This is a genomic window from Micromonospora rhizosphaerae (assembly GCF_900091465.1).
In the GTDB taxonomy this organism is placed as follows: Bacteria; Actinomycetota; Actinomycetes; order Mycobacteriales; family Micromonosporaceae; genus Micromonospora; species Micromonospora rhizosphaerae.
This window is the reverse complement of record NZ_FMHV01000002.1, coordinates 4,425,599-4,439,690: the sequence shown is the minus strand read 5'-3', so window position 1 is coordinate 4,439,690 and position 14,092 is coordinate 4,425,599. Positions and strand designations below refer to the sequence as shown.

Here is a 14,092-nt window from a genome sequence, read left to right as displayed (position 1 = left end):
CCTGCTTGGGCTCCTGCGGCACACGGCTTAGGAAAGGTGTAACGCCCGCTGGGCGGACTATCGCTCCACCAGGGCATCCGCCCGCCAGGCCGCCAGCACGGCGCTTGATCATTCCGCGCATGTTCCGGATCTTGACAAGCCACCTATCCACCGGAACGCGCATAGCACGTCGGTCAGCTGGCCGTTGCCTGGTTGGAAAAGCACGACGCTGGGCGCCTCAGCAGCCCTCGCCGGCGGTCAGGCCCTTCAGCCATTGGGAGGTGCGTCTTATCCGTGGGCGGCGCGGCGACGTGGTAGGACAGCTTCAGGGACAAGCCGACGAAGCGGGCGGGCCGGTGACGACGAACAGAGTGGCCAATCTGCTGCGCAAGCGTGAGAGTCCACAGCGGCCGATCTTCTTGGAACTGTTCTTCGATCTGGTGTACGTCTTCGCGCTCACCCGGATCGTGGACGAGTTGGTGCTGGACTACACCAGGGGCCGCGTCGCCGAGACGTTGACCACTTCCCTTTCGGAAAACGGCGAGACTCTGCTGCTGTTCCTGGCCATCTGGTGGATCTGGACCCAGACGGCGTGGATGACCAGCAGATTCGACCCGTTGCAGCCGGCGATCCAGTTCGTTGTCCTCGCGACGATGTTCGGGAGCCTGCTCCTGGCGGTCGCGATATCCGGGGCTCTCAGCGAGACCGGCCTGCTCTTCGCGAGCACGTACGTCGCGATCCAGGTGGGCCGCACCCTCTTCTTCGTACTCACCATGCCTGGCCACGATCTGCGCCGCATCAACATGCTGGCGCTCGTCTGGTTCGGCGCGTCAGCCGTACCGTGGCTCGGCGGAGCTTTCGCACCAGAGCTGACGCGCAATTTGCTGTGGCTGCTGGCCTTGGCGATCGACTACCTGGGGGGCACGCTCGGCTGGCCGGTACCGTGGCTGGGGCGCTCGCAGGTGTCCCCGTGGGCCGTCGCGGGCGAGTACCTGGCCGAACGCTACTGGCTGCTCATCATCGTCGCGCTTGGTGAGACGATCCTGACCGCCGGAACGGCTTTTCTACACGGTCCGATCGTGGCTGAACGAACATTGGCCCTTGTACTGTCGTTCGTCACCACGGTGTTGCTGTGGCGGATCTACTTCTACCGAGCCGGCCAGATCTTGGGCGAGGCCATCGCGGCATCCGCCGATCCTGGCCGGCTCGGTCGGCCGGCCGAGCTCTCCCACCTGCTCATGGCGCTCGGCATCGTCGCCAACTCGGCCGGTTCCGAACTCGTCCTCATAGATCCATCCGGACACGCCAAACCCGCCTGGGTCGCCGCCATGCTCGGCGGGCCCGCGCTCTACCTCGCCGGGCGCTCAGTATTCGAGCACGTGGCCTTCGCCCGCGTGTCCCGGCCACGACCGATCGGGATCCTCGTCCTCGCGGCCATAGCGCCGGTGATGGTCGGCCTGCCGCCACTCGGGGTCGCCGCAGCAGCTGCCGCCGTCCTGCTCGGCGTCGCCGTCTCGGACACGATCCGAGCCCACGGACGCCCACTGGAGCAGGCCTCGCCGCCCCGCTGACGCGTGCCCGTTGCCCCACCAACTCAGAGTCGATCTAGGGCAAATTCGTGTGATCGGAGATCACCCTGTCCACCTCTGACGGCCTGGATACGGCCTGATCTTGGAGCTTCCCTCGGCGGCACGCTAGGACGACCGCTTGACCCCCAGGCAGCAAACGTCGGTCCCTGACCTGCAGCCGGACCATCGCTCAGCGCGAAGAGCCGATCAACGCATTACGAGTCCGTTCCGAGGCGCTGTCCATCGCCTGGCCGTCCTGCTGGACGTGGTGTCCTGGCCCGCCATTGTCCGCTGGTGGTCGCCAGTTTGGCTGCTCGCTTGGCTGCTCGGCGGCCCCGGGCGCCTCGCCCACAACCTCCGCACGCTTCGTCTGGCGGCGTCCGTACCCCGCGGCCCCGGCTACCCTCCCGGCATGGCGTCCAAGGATTGCCCAGTTTGCGGCAGCGCTCCTGTCCGGCGCTACAACCACGCACTGCACCACTGCACCTGGTGCCGGGCGCTGCTTCGTTCCGTATTCGGCGGCTACGTCGCCACCAGGTATCTACCGGTAAACGAACGGTGGGCATCGTGCCGGGCGGACGACGACACGGCACCAGCGGTGGAACATGCCTTGGACAGCGACGACACTCTGTGCGGCATCCCGAGCGACCTAGTCATCGTCTACCGACACCACTGGCGGCCGGGCGCAGACTCCTGCCGAGCCTGCGCCGAGATGGCACACACCATCGACGCCCGCTGGCCAGCCTGCCACCGGTAGGTTGGCGGCCACATCGCCCGGCACGACACGCAGCACCGTCGATCGCGACTTGCCTAGCGGCCTTGGAAGCCCGGCGCCGGGACCGAGCCGCGACAGCTCGCTTACAAGCTCTGTGCAGCGGGTCCGTCCCAGTCTGGGAACGGTCGTCAGCTCGGAACAGGGTCCGTCTCCGCGCCCGCTGGCACGCCGTCGTCCAGCGCGGTTGCTGTCGGCGTTGCTGTCGTTCCGCGTTCCCAAGGCTGGCGCCAGCGTGAGACTGTGGGTCACCGTCAACACCGGCCCAGCACACGTGCAGACGAGGCTCGCATGAGATCGACGAATCTGTGGAAGAGACCCCTTTCCGCCGGGGACAAGGCCCTTCTGGTCGTGGCGGCTTTTACGGCGGGGCTCGTCGGCGGCCTCATCCGATTCGCGCTGGGCCTGGACCGGCTCGGCTTCTGGTTCACCAGCCTGCTCCATGCCGCGTTTGTCGGGTTGGCCGTCCTCGCCGTTGGTCTGGTATTGCTGCGCCGAAGGTGACCGCCAGAATTCCTTGACCTCACGTCCTGACGGCGGATCGCGTGTATCCGCGCGAGGCCACGCAGGCCGTACCGGCCGGCCGTCTCGCCGGCGGACCTTGACCTCTTCGTCTCGAACGCGGTGACGGGCTGTTGTCGGCTGTCGGCTATGGCGTTCGGATGCCGTTGTGTGCTGCTCGGGCGTAGCTCCGTGCCGTCTGTCATCGTCAGCCGGCACCACGTTCGCTGCCTTTCTGCTGCCCGTTCGCGTCATCGGGCGGCAAGAATGGCGCCGTGGCTAACGATCTTCTTCGGGCATTGGCGGAGACCTGGGATAGGGCGGCACGGGTACGCGTGTTCGACGCTGGCTCCGGCCAACCAGCCCGCAAACGGCGCCAAGGCCCGCCGGTCCTTGCCGATCAGCATGAGACCGAGGCGCTGATCCAGCTGCGAGCAGCTCTGACGCTACGGCCCGATACCGAGGACGTGGCCTTGATGCGTTGGCCCGACCTGTGGCTGGAACTACTCGGAGCTGACAGGACGCAGTTGACCACGATCGGTCTGATCTACCCCCGTTGGCTGAGGGGGGAGACCGGCAGTGATCTGGAGCTGCAAGACCCGACGGCCATCGTGCAGTGGTTGACCCGCTGGGCTCCAGACGCGGCGGCAGCACTCACCAGAAGAGTCCCGCCGAGCGACCGGTCCTAGTGACCGCCGCGGCCCTCCTCTCCAGCGACGGAGAACGTCCTCCTACCAAAGCAGTCACGGCTTGATGGCGTGACCCCCCGCCGGGGGGAGCCGGACAACCGTTGTCGGCCAGTTGAGGTGTACCAAGGATCTTGGACATGTCCTCCGACTTGAGAGGATGAGTCCATGCCCGAGCAGCGTCGTCGGTTCAGTCCGCAGTTCAAGGCCGAGGCCGTGCAGATGGTGATCGAGACCGGGAAACCGATCGCCGTGGTCGCTCGTGAACTCGGAATCCATGACGGCACCCTGGGCAACTGGGTGAACGCGTGGCGCCGTGAGCACCCGGAGCCGGACCAGCCCGTCAACCCCACGGAGCGTGCCCGCGTGAAGGAGATGGAAGAAGAAATCCGCCGGCTGCGGATGGAAAACGAGTTTCTAAAAAAAAGCCGCGGCCTTCTTCGCCCGGACGCACCCGTAGCGGTGCGGTGCGCGCTGATCGACGCGGAGAAGGCCACCTACCCGGTCGCGTGGATGTGCCGGATGCTGCGCGTGCCCCGCTCGACGTTCTACGCCTGGCGTAACCGGGCCGAGACCGCGACCACGGCCCGCCGGCGGCAGCTGGCCGAGCAGGTACGGCGGGTGTTCGACGCCTCGCGGGGCACCTACGGGTGCCGGCGGGTGACCGCGGCGCTCAACCGCGAGGGCATCGCCTGCAGCGTCGGGCTGGTCGCCGACCTGATGCGTGAACTCGGCTTGCAGGCCTGCCAGCCACGCGCCTACAAGCGCACCACCGTGCCCGGCCAGCAGCCGGTCTCCAGCCCCGACCTGATCGCCCGCGAGTTCACCGCCGTCCAGCCCGGCACCCGGCTCGTCGGCGACATCACCTACCTGCGCACCGGGCAGGGCTGGCTGTATCTGGCCACCGTCATCGACCTGGCCACCCGCATGGTCGTCGGCTGGCAGACCGCCGACCACATGCGCGCCAGCCTCGTCATCGACGCCCTCGCCATGGCGAAACGACACGGACATCTACGCCCCGGCGCCGTGTTCCACAGCGATCGCGGCCGCCCAATACACCTCGGCCGAGTTCGCCCGGTTCTGCACCGCCAACAAGATACGCACCAGCGTCGGACGCACCGGCGTCTGCTGGGACAACGCCGCCGCGGAATCGTTCTTCGCCACCCTCAAAAACGAGATGTACCACCGGCAACGCTTCGACACCCGCGCCCGCGCCAGCTTCGCCGTCGCCGAATACATCGAAATCTTCTACAACCGCCAGCGCCTGCACTCAGCGCTCGACTACCGCACCCCAGCCGAAGCCCTCACCGAATCCCAGACCCGCATCGCAGCCTGACCAGCAAACCCACGAGGCACTGTCCAAGATCCTTGACACAGCCCACCGCAGCTGGCGCATCGGCTTGGGGTGCACCAGGCTGGGCCGGCACATCCCCCGCTCCACGACCTTGGCCAGCCACACCGCGTCGAGCCGGTCAGTCTTCGGCCGGCCCGGCACATTCTTGACATGCTTGGCATTGAGCAGCCAGCACGCGAAGCCCTCGGCCTCCAGCAGGTAGAACACCGGCTTCCAATAGTCCGAGGTCGCCTCCATCGCCACCAGTTCGACCCGCTCGACCCGCAGCCAGTCCGCCAACTCCAGCAACGCCGGCGTCACCGTCGCATACTCGCGGACCTCCTGCACCCGCCGGTCCCGCCGGCTCACGTGCGGCACCCGCACACACGCCACCAGACCGGCCTTGCCGATGTCGATCGCGCAGACCCGCGCAACCACCTGCACCGGCTCCTCCGTGATCGCCTCCACAGCGCCACCCCCTCATCCACAAGACCAACCAGGCGGTCGCCCGCGGAAGCGGTTGCGGGCAAAGACAGAGGCGGACTCGCGTGCTCGAAGCAACAATGCAGGGCCCCTAAGATCACGCTCCCAGCGTCAGACCAGAAGACGGGCTCAACGCACCAAGCAAGCTCGACGTCGGCGGGCGACCACCCCCGATTTTCACGCACGGCACGGGCGTCACGACAGAGTCATCGGGGACTAGAAGCAACGCCGTTCAGTTAGACGGGTTGGTCGGTTGTCAAGGTCCGGTGTCGAGGATGTTGATCTCGATGGTGGCTTTGTAGGTGGTGCGGTCGATGTCCGGGCCGCGGGCGTTGTACTTGGAGATGGCGCGTTTGACGATGCGGGGTTTGGTGCGTACGCGTCGGTCGGGCATGAGCGTGGCCAGGACCCGTCGTCCGATCGCGCCGACGAGGTCGATGACCGTGTCGGCGATGATGCTGGCGGCTTGGATGACCTGGTCACGGGCGGTGTGCAGGGCAATGGTGAAGCTGGCCCGGTCGGGGTCCAGGCCAGGGATGGTGTCGGTGGCGTCGGTCATGGCGGTGCGGAGCACCTGGTAGGTGACCAGCAGGGCGTAGATCTCCTGGTCGATCCCGGCCGGGGTGCGGGCGCGTAGCACCCGCCCGCCCAGGATGGTGGATTTCAGTTCCAGGTAGACGGTCTCGATCTCCCAGCGCTGGTGGTAGAGGGTGATCAGCTCGCCGGCTGGGTAGCGGTGCGGGTCGAGCAGCGTGGTGACCAGACGGTAGGTGCCGGTGCGCCGGCCGGCGCTGGTGACGATGCTGATCTCGGCCTCGATGACGCGGACGGCGAGACTACCGAGTTGGGACAGGTAGGAGCCGTCCGGGTAGCGGGATCTGACCGGTAGTCGTCGGCCGGTCTTGCATCGCACCAGCAGGTCCGCGCCGGTGGTGGCGAGATGGGTCAGCAGGTCCGCGGCGGCGAAGTTACGGTCGGCCAGCAGCAGCATCCCCGGTCGGAGACTGCCCGCCAACCGTGCCGCGTACCCGGGTTCGCCGGTGCTGGCTGGGCCGAAGACCGCGTCGATGACGCTGCGGGTCCCGCAGGCCACCAGGGCTAGGACCCGGACCGTGGGGTAACCGCCCGCGCCGTGGTTGCAGCGCTGTTTAACCACAGCGGTCAGGTTCGCGGCGCTGTCGGCCACGCTCATCAGCGTGCCGTCCACAGCGCAGACCAAGAGCCCGCGCCAGGACACCGCCCCTGCCGCGGTCGTCGCGGCCGGGCCACGGAGCAGGTCGAACAACGCCCGCAGAGGTGTCGCCCCGAGCCGTTGCCGGGCCTGACGCAGCGCGCTGGCCGTCGGCGTGGCCACGGCCAGGCCATGCAGACCAGCGGTCAGCCGATGCCAGACCTGCACGTAGCCCAACTCAGCGAACAGGCAGCCGGCCAGCAACAGGTAGACCACCACCCGTGCAGGCAGCAACCGAACCCGCGACTGCATCGCACCGGTGCGATCGAGGGCATCATCGACCATCTCGAACGGCACCAGCTGGGTCAACTCGCCCAGATGACCCGGCGCGAACCGCCCCGCCGCCACCATCGTCGTACGCGTTATGGCAATCTGTCCGGACAGCGGAGCTCCTGGTTTCGGGGTGTCTTGGAGTGACAACCCTCTCTACCGGAGCTCCGCTGCTTCACATCCTCGACACGCCTTGACAAGCCACCAACCCGCCTAACTGAACGGCGTTGGGACTAGAAGAGGTGATTCACGACGACGGACCCGACTACATCCTCGAACGGGTGCGAATGTACTACGACGGCCGGGGGGGCCAAGGCTCCCCATTCGACGCCGTCCCGTTCCGGCCGATCGACCTCCGCCCAGACGACGAGATCGTGGTGTACCTGACGCTGCGACTCGCCGAGGTGCCGAATGAGACGTGCGCAGGGTTCCAGCTCTACAGCCAGAGAGTTCGCTTCAAAGTGCTCGGCATACCCCGCGAACAACTAGTGCCGATCGGACACGTCATCAGCGTCTTGACGCCAACGGCAGCCAGCCAGCCATGCGCCGCCGAAACGTGGAAGTTGCCCCGGGCCCGGCGTGTGAATCCAGAGGTAAATCGCACTGCCGGGTGCCCCGCCCGTGCCCAAGGCTCTCTGCCGAGGGCAGCCCATAGACCGCGGAAAACTCGTCCGAGCCGCTGGCTGTCGTCCGTGGACATCGGGCTTGATGCTCTGGCCCGCCACCAGATGCTCGCCCACGTTGTGCAGCATGTCCGCCAGGTACTTGGCGGTCGCACGGTCCATACGAAGAACAACTTCATCGGCCATGACGGGACAGGATCGAGCAAGGGCGATCGCTGACCCGCCGCCTCCTGGGTGCGCAATGAGGCAACACCTTCGTTACGGCCGAGGTCCATACCACGTGTGGCACGGACCTCGGCGACGGGTTTGTTCAGCCGGTGCAGCCGGGGACGCTGCCTGGTGGGGCGCAGTTGTTCGGGTGATTGCCCTGGACCACAGTGCCGTTCAGCGTGACCGTGCCGGAGGCTTCGTAGATGCCGCCCCCGTCGCCGGCTCTGTTGTTGGTGACGGCGCTCCCGTTTAGGGTCGTCAAGCCGTTGGCGTTGAAGAGTCCCCCGCCGAGGGCAGTACCGCCTGTGACGGTGTTGTTGCTGATGTCGGTCTGGTTAGTCGTGAGGGTGCCGCCGGGTTCCAGGGCATTGGCGAGGCCGCCGCCCCCGGCGATTCCTCCCGAGGCTGTGTTGCCCCATACTGTGCTGTCGGTCAGTGTGGCCATGCCTCGGCCACCGACGTTGAACCCGCCGCCAAGAACCACACCACCGGTGGCGTGGTTGCCGCTGATGTGAGTGCGGGTCAGGGAAATCGTGCCGTTGGTCGAGCCTCCACCACCGGTTACGCTGCCTCCTGGGGCGTTCGTGGTGTTGTTGATGATGGTGGTGTCCGTCACCGTCATCGTGCCGGCGGGGTTGACCAGAGCGCCACGCGCGGTGCCGCCCGGGGCGGTCGCCTGGTTGTCTTCGATGAAACTAGCGTCGATCGTCGCCACGCCGAAGCTGGAGATGCCCGCAGCTTCCGCGAGGCTACTGGTACCAGGCGCGACGGTGACGGAGTTGTCGACCACCCGACTGCCGTTGACCGTCAGCACGCCGGCACTGGCGATCCCCCCGCCTGATACAACGCCGCCTTGGCCGGTGCCGATGTAGCGGGCTGTGTTGCCGCCTACTTCGGTGTTGTTCAAGGTCGCCACGCCGAGGCTGGCGAGGCCGGCGCCTGCGGCGCCCCTGGCGGCCACATCCGACTCGGCGTTGTTGTCGACCACCCGGCTGTCGTTCACCGTCAAGGTGCCCTGGTTCAAGATACCGGCACCGCAGACCAGCCCTCCTGGAGGAAAGGGAGGAGTGGTGGGGGCGCCTGGGCAGTCCGTCGCCTCGCCACCGCTGATGGTGGTCTCATTGAGCGTCAGTTTGCCGGTGCTGGACACGAAGAGGATGCGGAAGGCGGGGGCGGACTCGTCGCGCTGGATCGTCGCGCCGTTGCCGTTGATGGTGATGTCGCTGGTGATGGCCGGCAGGCGGCGAACAATTGCGGGGTCGGCGGGAGCAGAGCCCAGCCGGTAGGTGCACCCGGAGGCCAGGCGGAGTGTGTCGGGGCCCGGTGACCTGTTGGCCGTGTTGATCGCCGCGACGAGAGCCGGGACCGAGCACGGCACAGACAGTGTGGCGGCGTGGGCAGCCGAGGCCGGGAGCGCCGCAGCGCCGGCTGCCAGGCCGGCAGCGGCCAGGAGCCGGCCCGGATACGATCGCCGGACACCGGGTGCCCGACCCCTCGCTCGGAATCTCTGCCAGGACATCAGGGAACTCCTCTTTCTTCTGCTCGGTTGTCTCCCAAGGACCAGCATGTCCGGCCGTACTCACAATCGGCTCATCGGCGGCTCGCACCGCAACGGCACACCTGCTGATCACGGCCCCGGTCGAGCTCGAACCTATGCCCGTTTAGTCCCTCTATACAGCGGATCGCGGCTTTTCCTTCTGCTGGGACTATCTGGAGGCGACAAGGGCCAAGAGGACCCGCAAGGCGATCAGGCCTGACGCGAGTCTCCGCTCGTCCTGAGCTTGACGCCTCGCTCACAAGCTCTGTGCAGCTCGTCTGCGCTCGTCGGTGGACGGTCGCGACCTAGGCGGGTCACGACGTGATGTATCGCCGACGCTAGAAGACGCCGTGATGCACGGCTTGAGGGTCGGATAACGGCGAGACATCGGCCGATCATCCAAAAACAACCGGGCCGATCAGTCAGCCACCACCGTCTGCTTGGACAGGCCGATCACGGAGCGTCATGAGTAGCGTCGTGATTGAACGACGCCGACCGATGCCCGAAATTTGGTACTCCGGGGGTAGTCGTAAGGAAGGTGAGTTGCATCATGAAAAGACGAGTGGCAGCGCTGTTGGCGAGTGTCGCAGGCCTTGCAGTGGTCCTGATGTTTCCCAGTCCTGCCTCAGCCTCTATCTCACAAATCGAGATTGCCCCGACAGCTCAAGTCAGCTCCCAGGGGGCTTTCGTGACCGTCTCCGTCACCTATCAGTGCACCCTCAACGAACCCGCCAACGTCGAGGTCTTGGTCGCGCAGTCCAGAGGTACTGCTCTCGTAAGGGGCTTTGGCATCCTCTTCGGCTTTTGCAGTTCGAGCCCGCAGACATCCCTGATTGTCGTGGAGCCGCAGGACAACATGGCGTTCCAACCGGGCCCGGCCGACGCTAGAGCGTCGGATTTGGACGGCGGTGCTACCACCGGGCCGGTGACAATCCGCCTTGTCCGTTGATCGCCGGATCCTAGGATCCCCCCGTTGGGCTTCGGTCGAGACGTGCGGCCTCCCGACCTAGATTGGGAGGCCGCACCGCTTTGTCCAGGCGCGGTGGGGGGCAAACACGTGCTGGGCGGCTCGATACCGCTGTTACGCTCATCTCCACCAACACTCGACGGAGCGTCACGCAGGTCCTGGTACAGCGCGGGTCCCGAGACCGGACACGGCCGGCAGCCGGCCGTGCCGCCGGCAGACGTCCCTCTGCCGCGAAGGCTGCATCCTCTTCTGCCGTAACGGGTCTGCTGTCGTTTGGATCGGCGATGTTGACCATGGACTCAGCCCATTGCCGGTGCTGTGTGAGGGTACGTCGAGGATCTTCCAGGCGCCCGCGGCAGGATTCGAACCTGCGACACACGGTTTAGGAAGGGTTAGCGTTCCACCGCCTCCGCGGTCTGTTACCTGCACAAAACGTGGCACGGTCTGGTCGCGTGACACGAGATCATTCCGTGAATAGGCCGGATCTTGTGCGAGGTCGGTGACCGGCTAGTGATCTTCCCGGATGTCGGGACAGACCTTAGCGGCTCTTCCGAGTTCCGGTGGGGTGAGCGCCTCGCCTCGCCATCCTCGGCCGCTATCGTCGCGGCCATGGAGCCCACCGCCCGCCGCCTGTACCGGCTCGTGGAGCCGATCCACCTGGTCACCTTCTTCGCCGACGAGCCGACCGATGCACTTATGGCGCTCGGCCACCGGAACTATTGGGACGGCTACTTCGCCGGACGAGCCGCACCGCTGGGCCGAGTCCCGGCCGAGGTGGTCCATGCGATCTTCTACAACTTCGCCGACGGCGAGGTCGCCCGCCACATCCCCCGCGTCTGGGACACGGCCACTCCCGAGACGGCGCTCGCCGCTCGCGAGCAGGGCAGCGTCGCGGCGCTGAGGCGGATCCTCGGCGATCTCGCCGACGCCCCCGGTCTCGCGCGTGCCGCCGACCTCGCCACCAGGGCGGCGACCAGCGCCCCGATGGAGGGACGGATCATGTACGCCGGACTCCGAGCGCTCCCCGTACCCGAGGAGCCCGTGGCCCGGCTCTGGCACGCGGCCACCCTGCTCCGTGAGCACCGCGGGGACGGTCACATCGCCGCCCTGGTCGCCGCGGGCATCGGCGGGACGGAGGCCCATGTGCTTCACGCGCTCTCCGAGGGGATCCCCGCGGAGAAGTTCGGCAGGGTCCACCACCTCCCCGCGGCCCGGCTGGCGGCGGTTGTGGACGGGATGCGTGCCCGCGGCCTCATCGACGCCTCGGGCTGGCTCAGTGACGACGGCCGGGAGACCAAGGAGCGGATCGAGTCGCTCACCGACGACCTCGCCGCACCGGCGTACGACAACCTGGAGCCGAGCGAGCTCGACCAGCTCATCGGGGACCTCGAGCCCATCTCCACAGCGCTCGACGCTGCCGGCTCCCGGTAGGTCCCGACACGTACGAGCGAACGGCGAAGTCGAGAGGACCGACTCCGGGGCGGACCACTACTGGACCGCGCTCCGTTGGCAGTCCGACTGCGGCCTGCCCGGCGTGACGGCGGTGGCTCGGGTGTCGCTGACCTGGACGGTGCACCACCAGGGCTCGGCTGTCTGTCCACTATGGACTGTGTCGCGTGCGACCGTGAGGAGAAGGCAAAGAGCGTCCGTTCTATATCGACATCGGTAGTCATGTCAGCCATAGAGGAAAATGAGGAGCGGGGCACCGCAGCAAGATCCGCAGCGCTAGCGTGACGCGCGCTGGTCCATTCAGGACCTACTCAAGGAGCATCATGACGCCTATCCGCTCGCCCCGTACCCATCCCGCCCGCCGAATCTCTCTCGCCGCGGCGCTGGCCTTTGTCCTCATCGTGCCGACTCTCGCTACGTCGTCCCTGACGGCGGCGGCGGCGCCTTCCGGCCCCGAGGTGGTCAGTTCCGATCCCCAGTCCACCGACAATCTCGATCCTGCCCTGCTGAGCGAGATGCGTCGGCAGAACGATCTAGAGCCCGCTCTCCACGCCATCTGGGACGAGCAGCTGAAGACGCCACGGTCCGGTTTCGCCGGCGTTGCCTACGAGGGCGAAGGCTTGTCGGTCTACTGGAAGGGAGACCTGACGCCAGGGATGCGCGCAGCCCTCGCTCGCGCTCAGAACTGGGGAGCCGTCGCCGTGAAGCCGGCGGCATACTCCGAGGCCGAACTGCACGCTGCCGGAGAGAAGATCCACAAAACCATCAGGCGGCATCGAGGAAGTGAGATTCAGTCCGTCGGTTACAAACCGGATGGCAGTGGGCTGGAGCTGACCCGTGGCCCTGAAGTCGTGGATCCGAGATCGGCGACGGATAGCCGGTCCGTAGGGCGGGCGAAAACCCCGGTTGCCCAGATCCTCAAAGAGGCGGGGGTGACGGTGCCGGTGACTGTAGTCGACGCCACGGAGCCGCTCGACCTGCTGTCCAGCCGTCTCGACGACTCTCCCCCCTGGAACGGTGGCGGGCGATGGGAGTCGTGGCGGGGCCTGGACAAACGAGGCGTTTGCACGACCGGGTTTGGGGTTCACGCCAACGGTCGGAGCTACGTCCTGAGCGCCGGGCACTGCGCGACCCCGCCCGACGTCGCCTACCAGGGCACCTACGGGAGCTCAGCGTTCGACGAGATGGGCCCGATCTACGACGACGACTGGCGTTCGGACCTTTTGATGATCAATGCCCCTGGGTGGTATCTCATCTTCGACGGCACCACGACCACCTCGAACACGAAGGGGGTCCGGAGCTGGGGATACTGGGCGGCCGGCCAACTCGTCTGCCAGTCCGGCCGGTCGAGTGGGACGGTTTGCGGCATCAAGCAGGTTCAGTCGCAGGGCCTTGAAGTGAGCTGTACGACCCCTGACTCCGACGGAGACTGTGGCTCCGTCATCGAAGGGGTCATCAGGAGTACGCAGGTCGATGGAGCCACGGCCGCCCGCCCTGGTGACAGTGGTGGCCCCGTGTTCACCCTTGATGGTACCGGCGTTCGCGCCAAGGGCATCGTTGTCGGCGGCGGCGGTACCACCCTGTACTTCCAGGACTGGGCGGATGTAATCCGGGTCTACGGCGCATACCCGAACACGAATTCGTCGACCTCATAGCGGAGCACGGCGGTGGGCGGCGCCCGGCTCGCGCCGCCCACCGCCCAAAGGATCGGCAGGCCGCGGGTCGAAAGGGACCTATCATGTCGCTACGCCAGCAGAAGGGGTGCGAATGACAAGCCAGCAGACGGACGGCCCAGCGCCTACCCGTCCGCCCCATCGGCTCATTGGTCTTCTGCTGGCCGCTTCGACGGTCGTCGGCCTCGTGCTGACCGTCGGGTCAGTAATAGCCGGCAGGGAGACGGCGCCGGCGCAGGCCGCGTCGGCCGCGAACACCGAGGCAGGTCCGGCCCGCTGTCCCGAGTCGTGGAACGACGAACCCACGCCGACGCAGCGTGGCAAGGACGTTCTGGTCCCCACCGGGGCGACGGAGGCCCTACTGTGCAGCTACCGACAGGACGCGTCCTCACCCCTGGATCTCGACGTCAGCCGACGTATCACCAGCAAGGTCGACGAGTTGACGGCCTATCTCAACGGGTTGCCGAGCTCGCCACCAGAGGAGACGGTCTGTCTGCTTGGGCAGCCGACGGAGCACGCTTTCGTCTTCGGCTACCCCGGTCAGCGGTCGGCGGTGATTCGGCTGAGCAACTGTGCGTGGCAACGCGATGACGCGATCCGCTACGGCGGTGACCTGCGTAAGGTCACCGCGTACTGGGGTGTGCGCTGGAACCAGTAGGTCTCCGGGTCGATGGGCGTAACGTGACCAATCAACCCCTGCCGCCGCTGATCGCACGCCAGGTCGGCGCCTCCACCGCCGGACGCGGTCAGGCCACACCGACCCGGACCGGCTGGTCGTCGGCACGAGCGGGTAGTGCCCCCGCCCTCGCG

Annotated in this window: 11 protein-coding genes; 8 read left to right on the top strand and 3 right to left on the bottom strand. The window is 66.9% G+C overall.

The features are described 5' to 3' along the window. Positions 1 to 350: 350 nt before the first annotated feature. The 4 genes from GA0070624_RS20750 (at position 351) to GA0070624_RS20735 (ending at position 4,842) form a co-directional block, all read left to right on the top strand. Complete coding sequence (locus GA0070624_RS20750; RefSeq protein WP_245718901.1) at positions 351 to 1,550, top strand: low temperature requirement protein A; 1,200 nt, start codon at positions 351 to 353, stop codon at positions 1,548 to 1,550. Between the two features lie 1,060 nt (positions 1,551 to 2,610). Beyond that, positions 2,611 to 2,823 (top strand): hypothetical protein, encoded by a 213-nt coding sequence (locus tag GA0070624_RS20745; RefSeq protein ID WP_091343564.1) that lies wholly within the window; start codon positions 2,611 to 2,613, stop codon positions 2,821 to 2,823. Between the two features lie 272 nt (positions 2,824 to 3,095). After that, positions 3,096 to 3,509: a hypothetical protein gene (locus tag GA0070624_RS20740; protein WP_141715111.1), complete on the top strand. Its 414-nt coding sequence runs from the start codon at positions 3,096 to 3,098 to the stop codon at positions 3,507 to 3,509. A 165-nt stretch (positions 3,510 to 3,674) separates the two neighbouring features. Next, positions 3,675 to 4,842, top strand: a protein-coding gene (locus GA0070624_RS20735) for an IS3 family transposase (RefSeq protein ID WP_091343559.1) whose coding sequence is annotated in 2 segments (ribosomal slippage) — positions 3,675 to 4,553 and positions 4,555 to 4,842 — 1,167 coding nt in all. Because the reading frame shifts where the segments join, the coding sequence is not laid out codon by codon here. Here the strand turns inward: GA0070624_RS20735 and GA0070624_RS20730 are convergent. Continuing rightward, a complete protein-coding gene (locus tag GA0070624_RS20730) occupies positions 4,777 to 5,307 on the bottom strand; it encodes an IS110 family transposase (RefSeq protein ID WP_218105233.1) in 531 nt (176 codons plus the stop codon). The genes GA0070624_RS20735 and GA0070624_RS20730 overlap by 66 nt on opposite strands. A 271-nt stretch (positions 5,308 to 5,578) precedes the next feature. Beyond that, complete coding sequence (locus GA0070624_RS20725; protein WP_091343557.1) at positions 5,579 to 6,904, bottom strand: IS4 family transposase; 1,326 nt, start codon at positions 6,902 to 6,904, stop codon at positions 5,579 to 5,581. Positions 6,905 to 7,065: 161 nt separating this feature from the next. Here GA0070624_RS20725 and GA0070624_RS34900 point away from each other — a divergent pair, with 161 nt between their 5' ends. Then, positions 7,066 to 7,665, top strand: coding sequence for a hypothetical protein (locus GA0070624_RS34900; RefSeq protein WP_176731800.1), 600 nt, complete (start codon positions 7,066 to 7,068; stop codon positions 7,663 to 7,665). Between the two features lie 91 nt (positions 7,666 to 7,756). On the opposite strand, the gene GA0070624_RS20720 is transcribed toward GA0070624_RS34900, so the two are convergent. Beyond that, positions 7,757 to 9,034, bottom strand: a complete 1,278-nt coding sequence (locus GA0070624_RS20720) for a hypothetical protein (RefSeq protein ID WP_091343555.1) — start codon at positions 9,032 to 9,034, stop codon at positions 7,757 to 7,759. Positions 9,035 to 10,769: 1,735 nt separating this feature from the next. Between GA0070624_RS20720 and GA0070624_RS20710 the strand changes: the two genes are divergently transcribed. From GA0070624_RS20710 to GA0070624_RS20700, 3 genes are all read left to right on the top strand, one after another. Then, positions 10,770 to 11,591 (top strand): SCO6745 family protein, encoded by an 822-nt coding sequence (locus tag GA0070624_RS20710; RefSeq protein WP_091343551.1) that lies wholly within the window; start codon positions 10,770 to 10,772, stop codon positions 11,589 to 11,591. A gap of 341 nt (positions 11,592 to 11,932) precedes the next feature. After that, a complete protein-coding gene (locus tag GA0070624_RS20705) occupies positions 11,933 to 13,264 on the top strand; it encodes a chymotrypsin family serine protease (protein WP_091343549.1) in 1,332 nt (443 codons plus the stop codon). A gap of 112 nt (positions 13,265 to 13,376) precedes the next feature. Further along, positions 13,377 to 13,940 carry a hypothetical protein gene (locus tag GA0070624_RS20700; protein ID WP_091343547.1) on the top strand — a complete coding sequence of 188 codons (564 nt, stop codon included), beginning with the start codon at positions 13,377 to 13,379 and terminating at the stop codon, positions 13,938 to 13,940. The last annotated feature ends 152 nt before the right edge of the window (positions 13,941 to 14,092 follow it).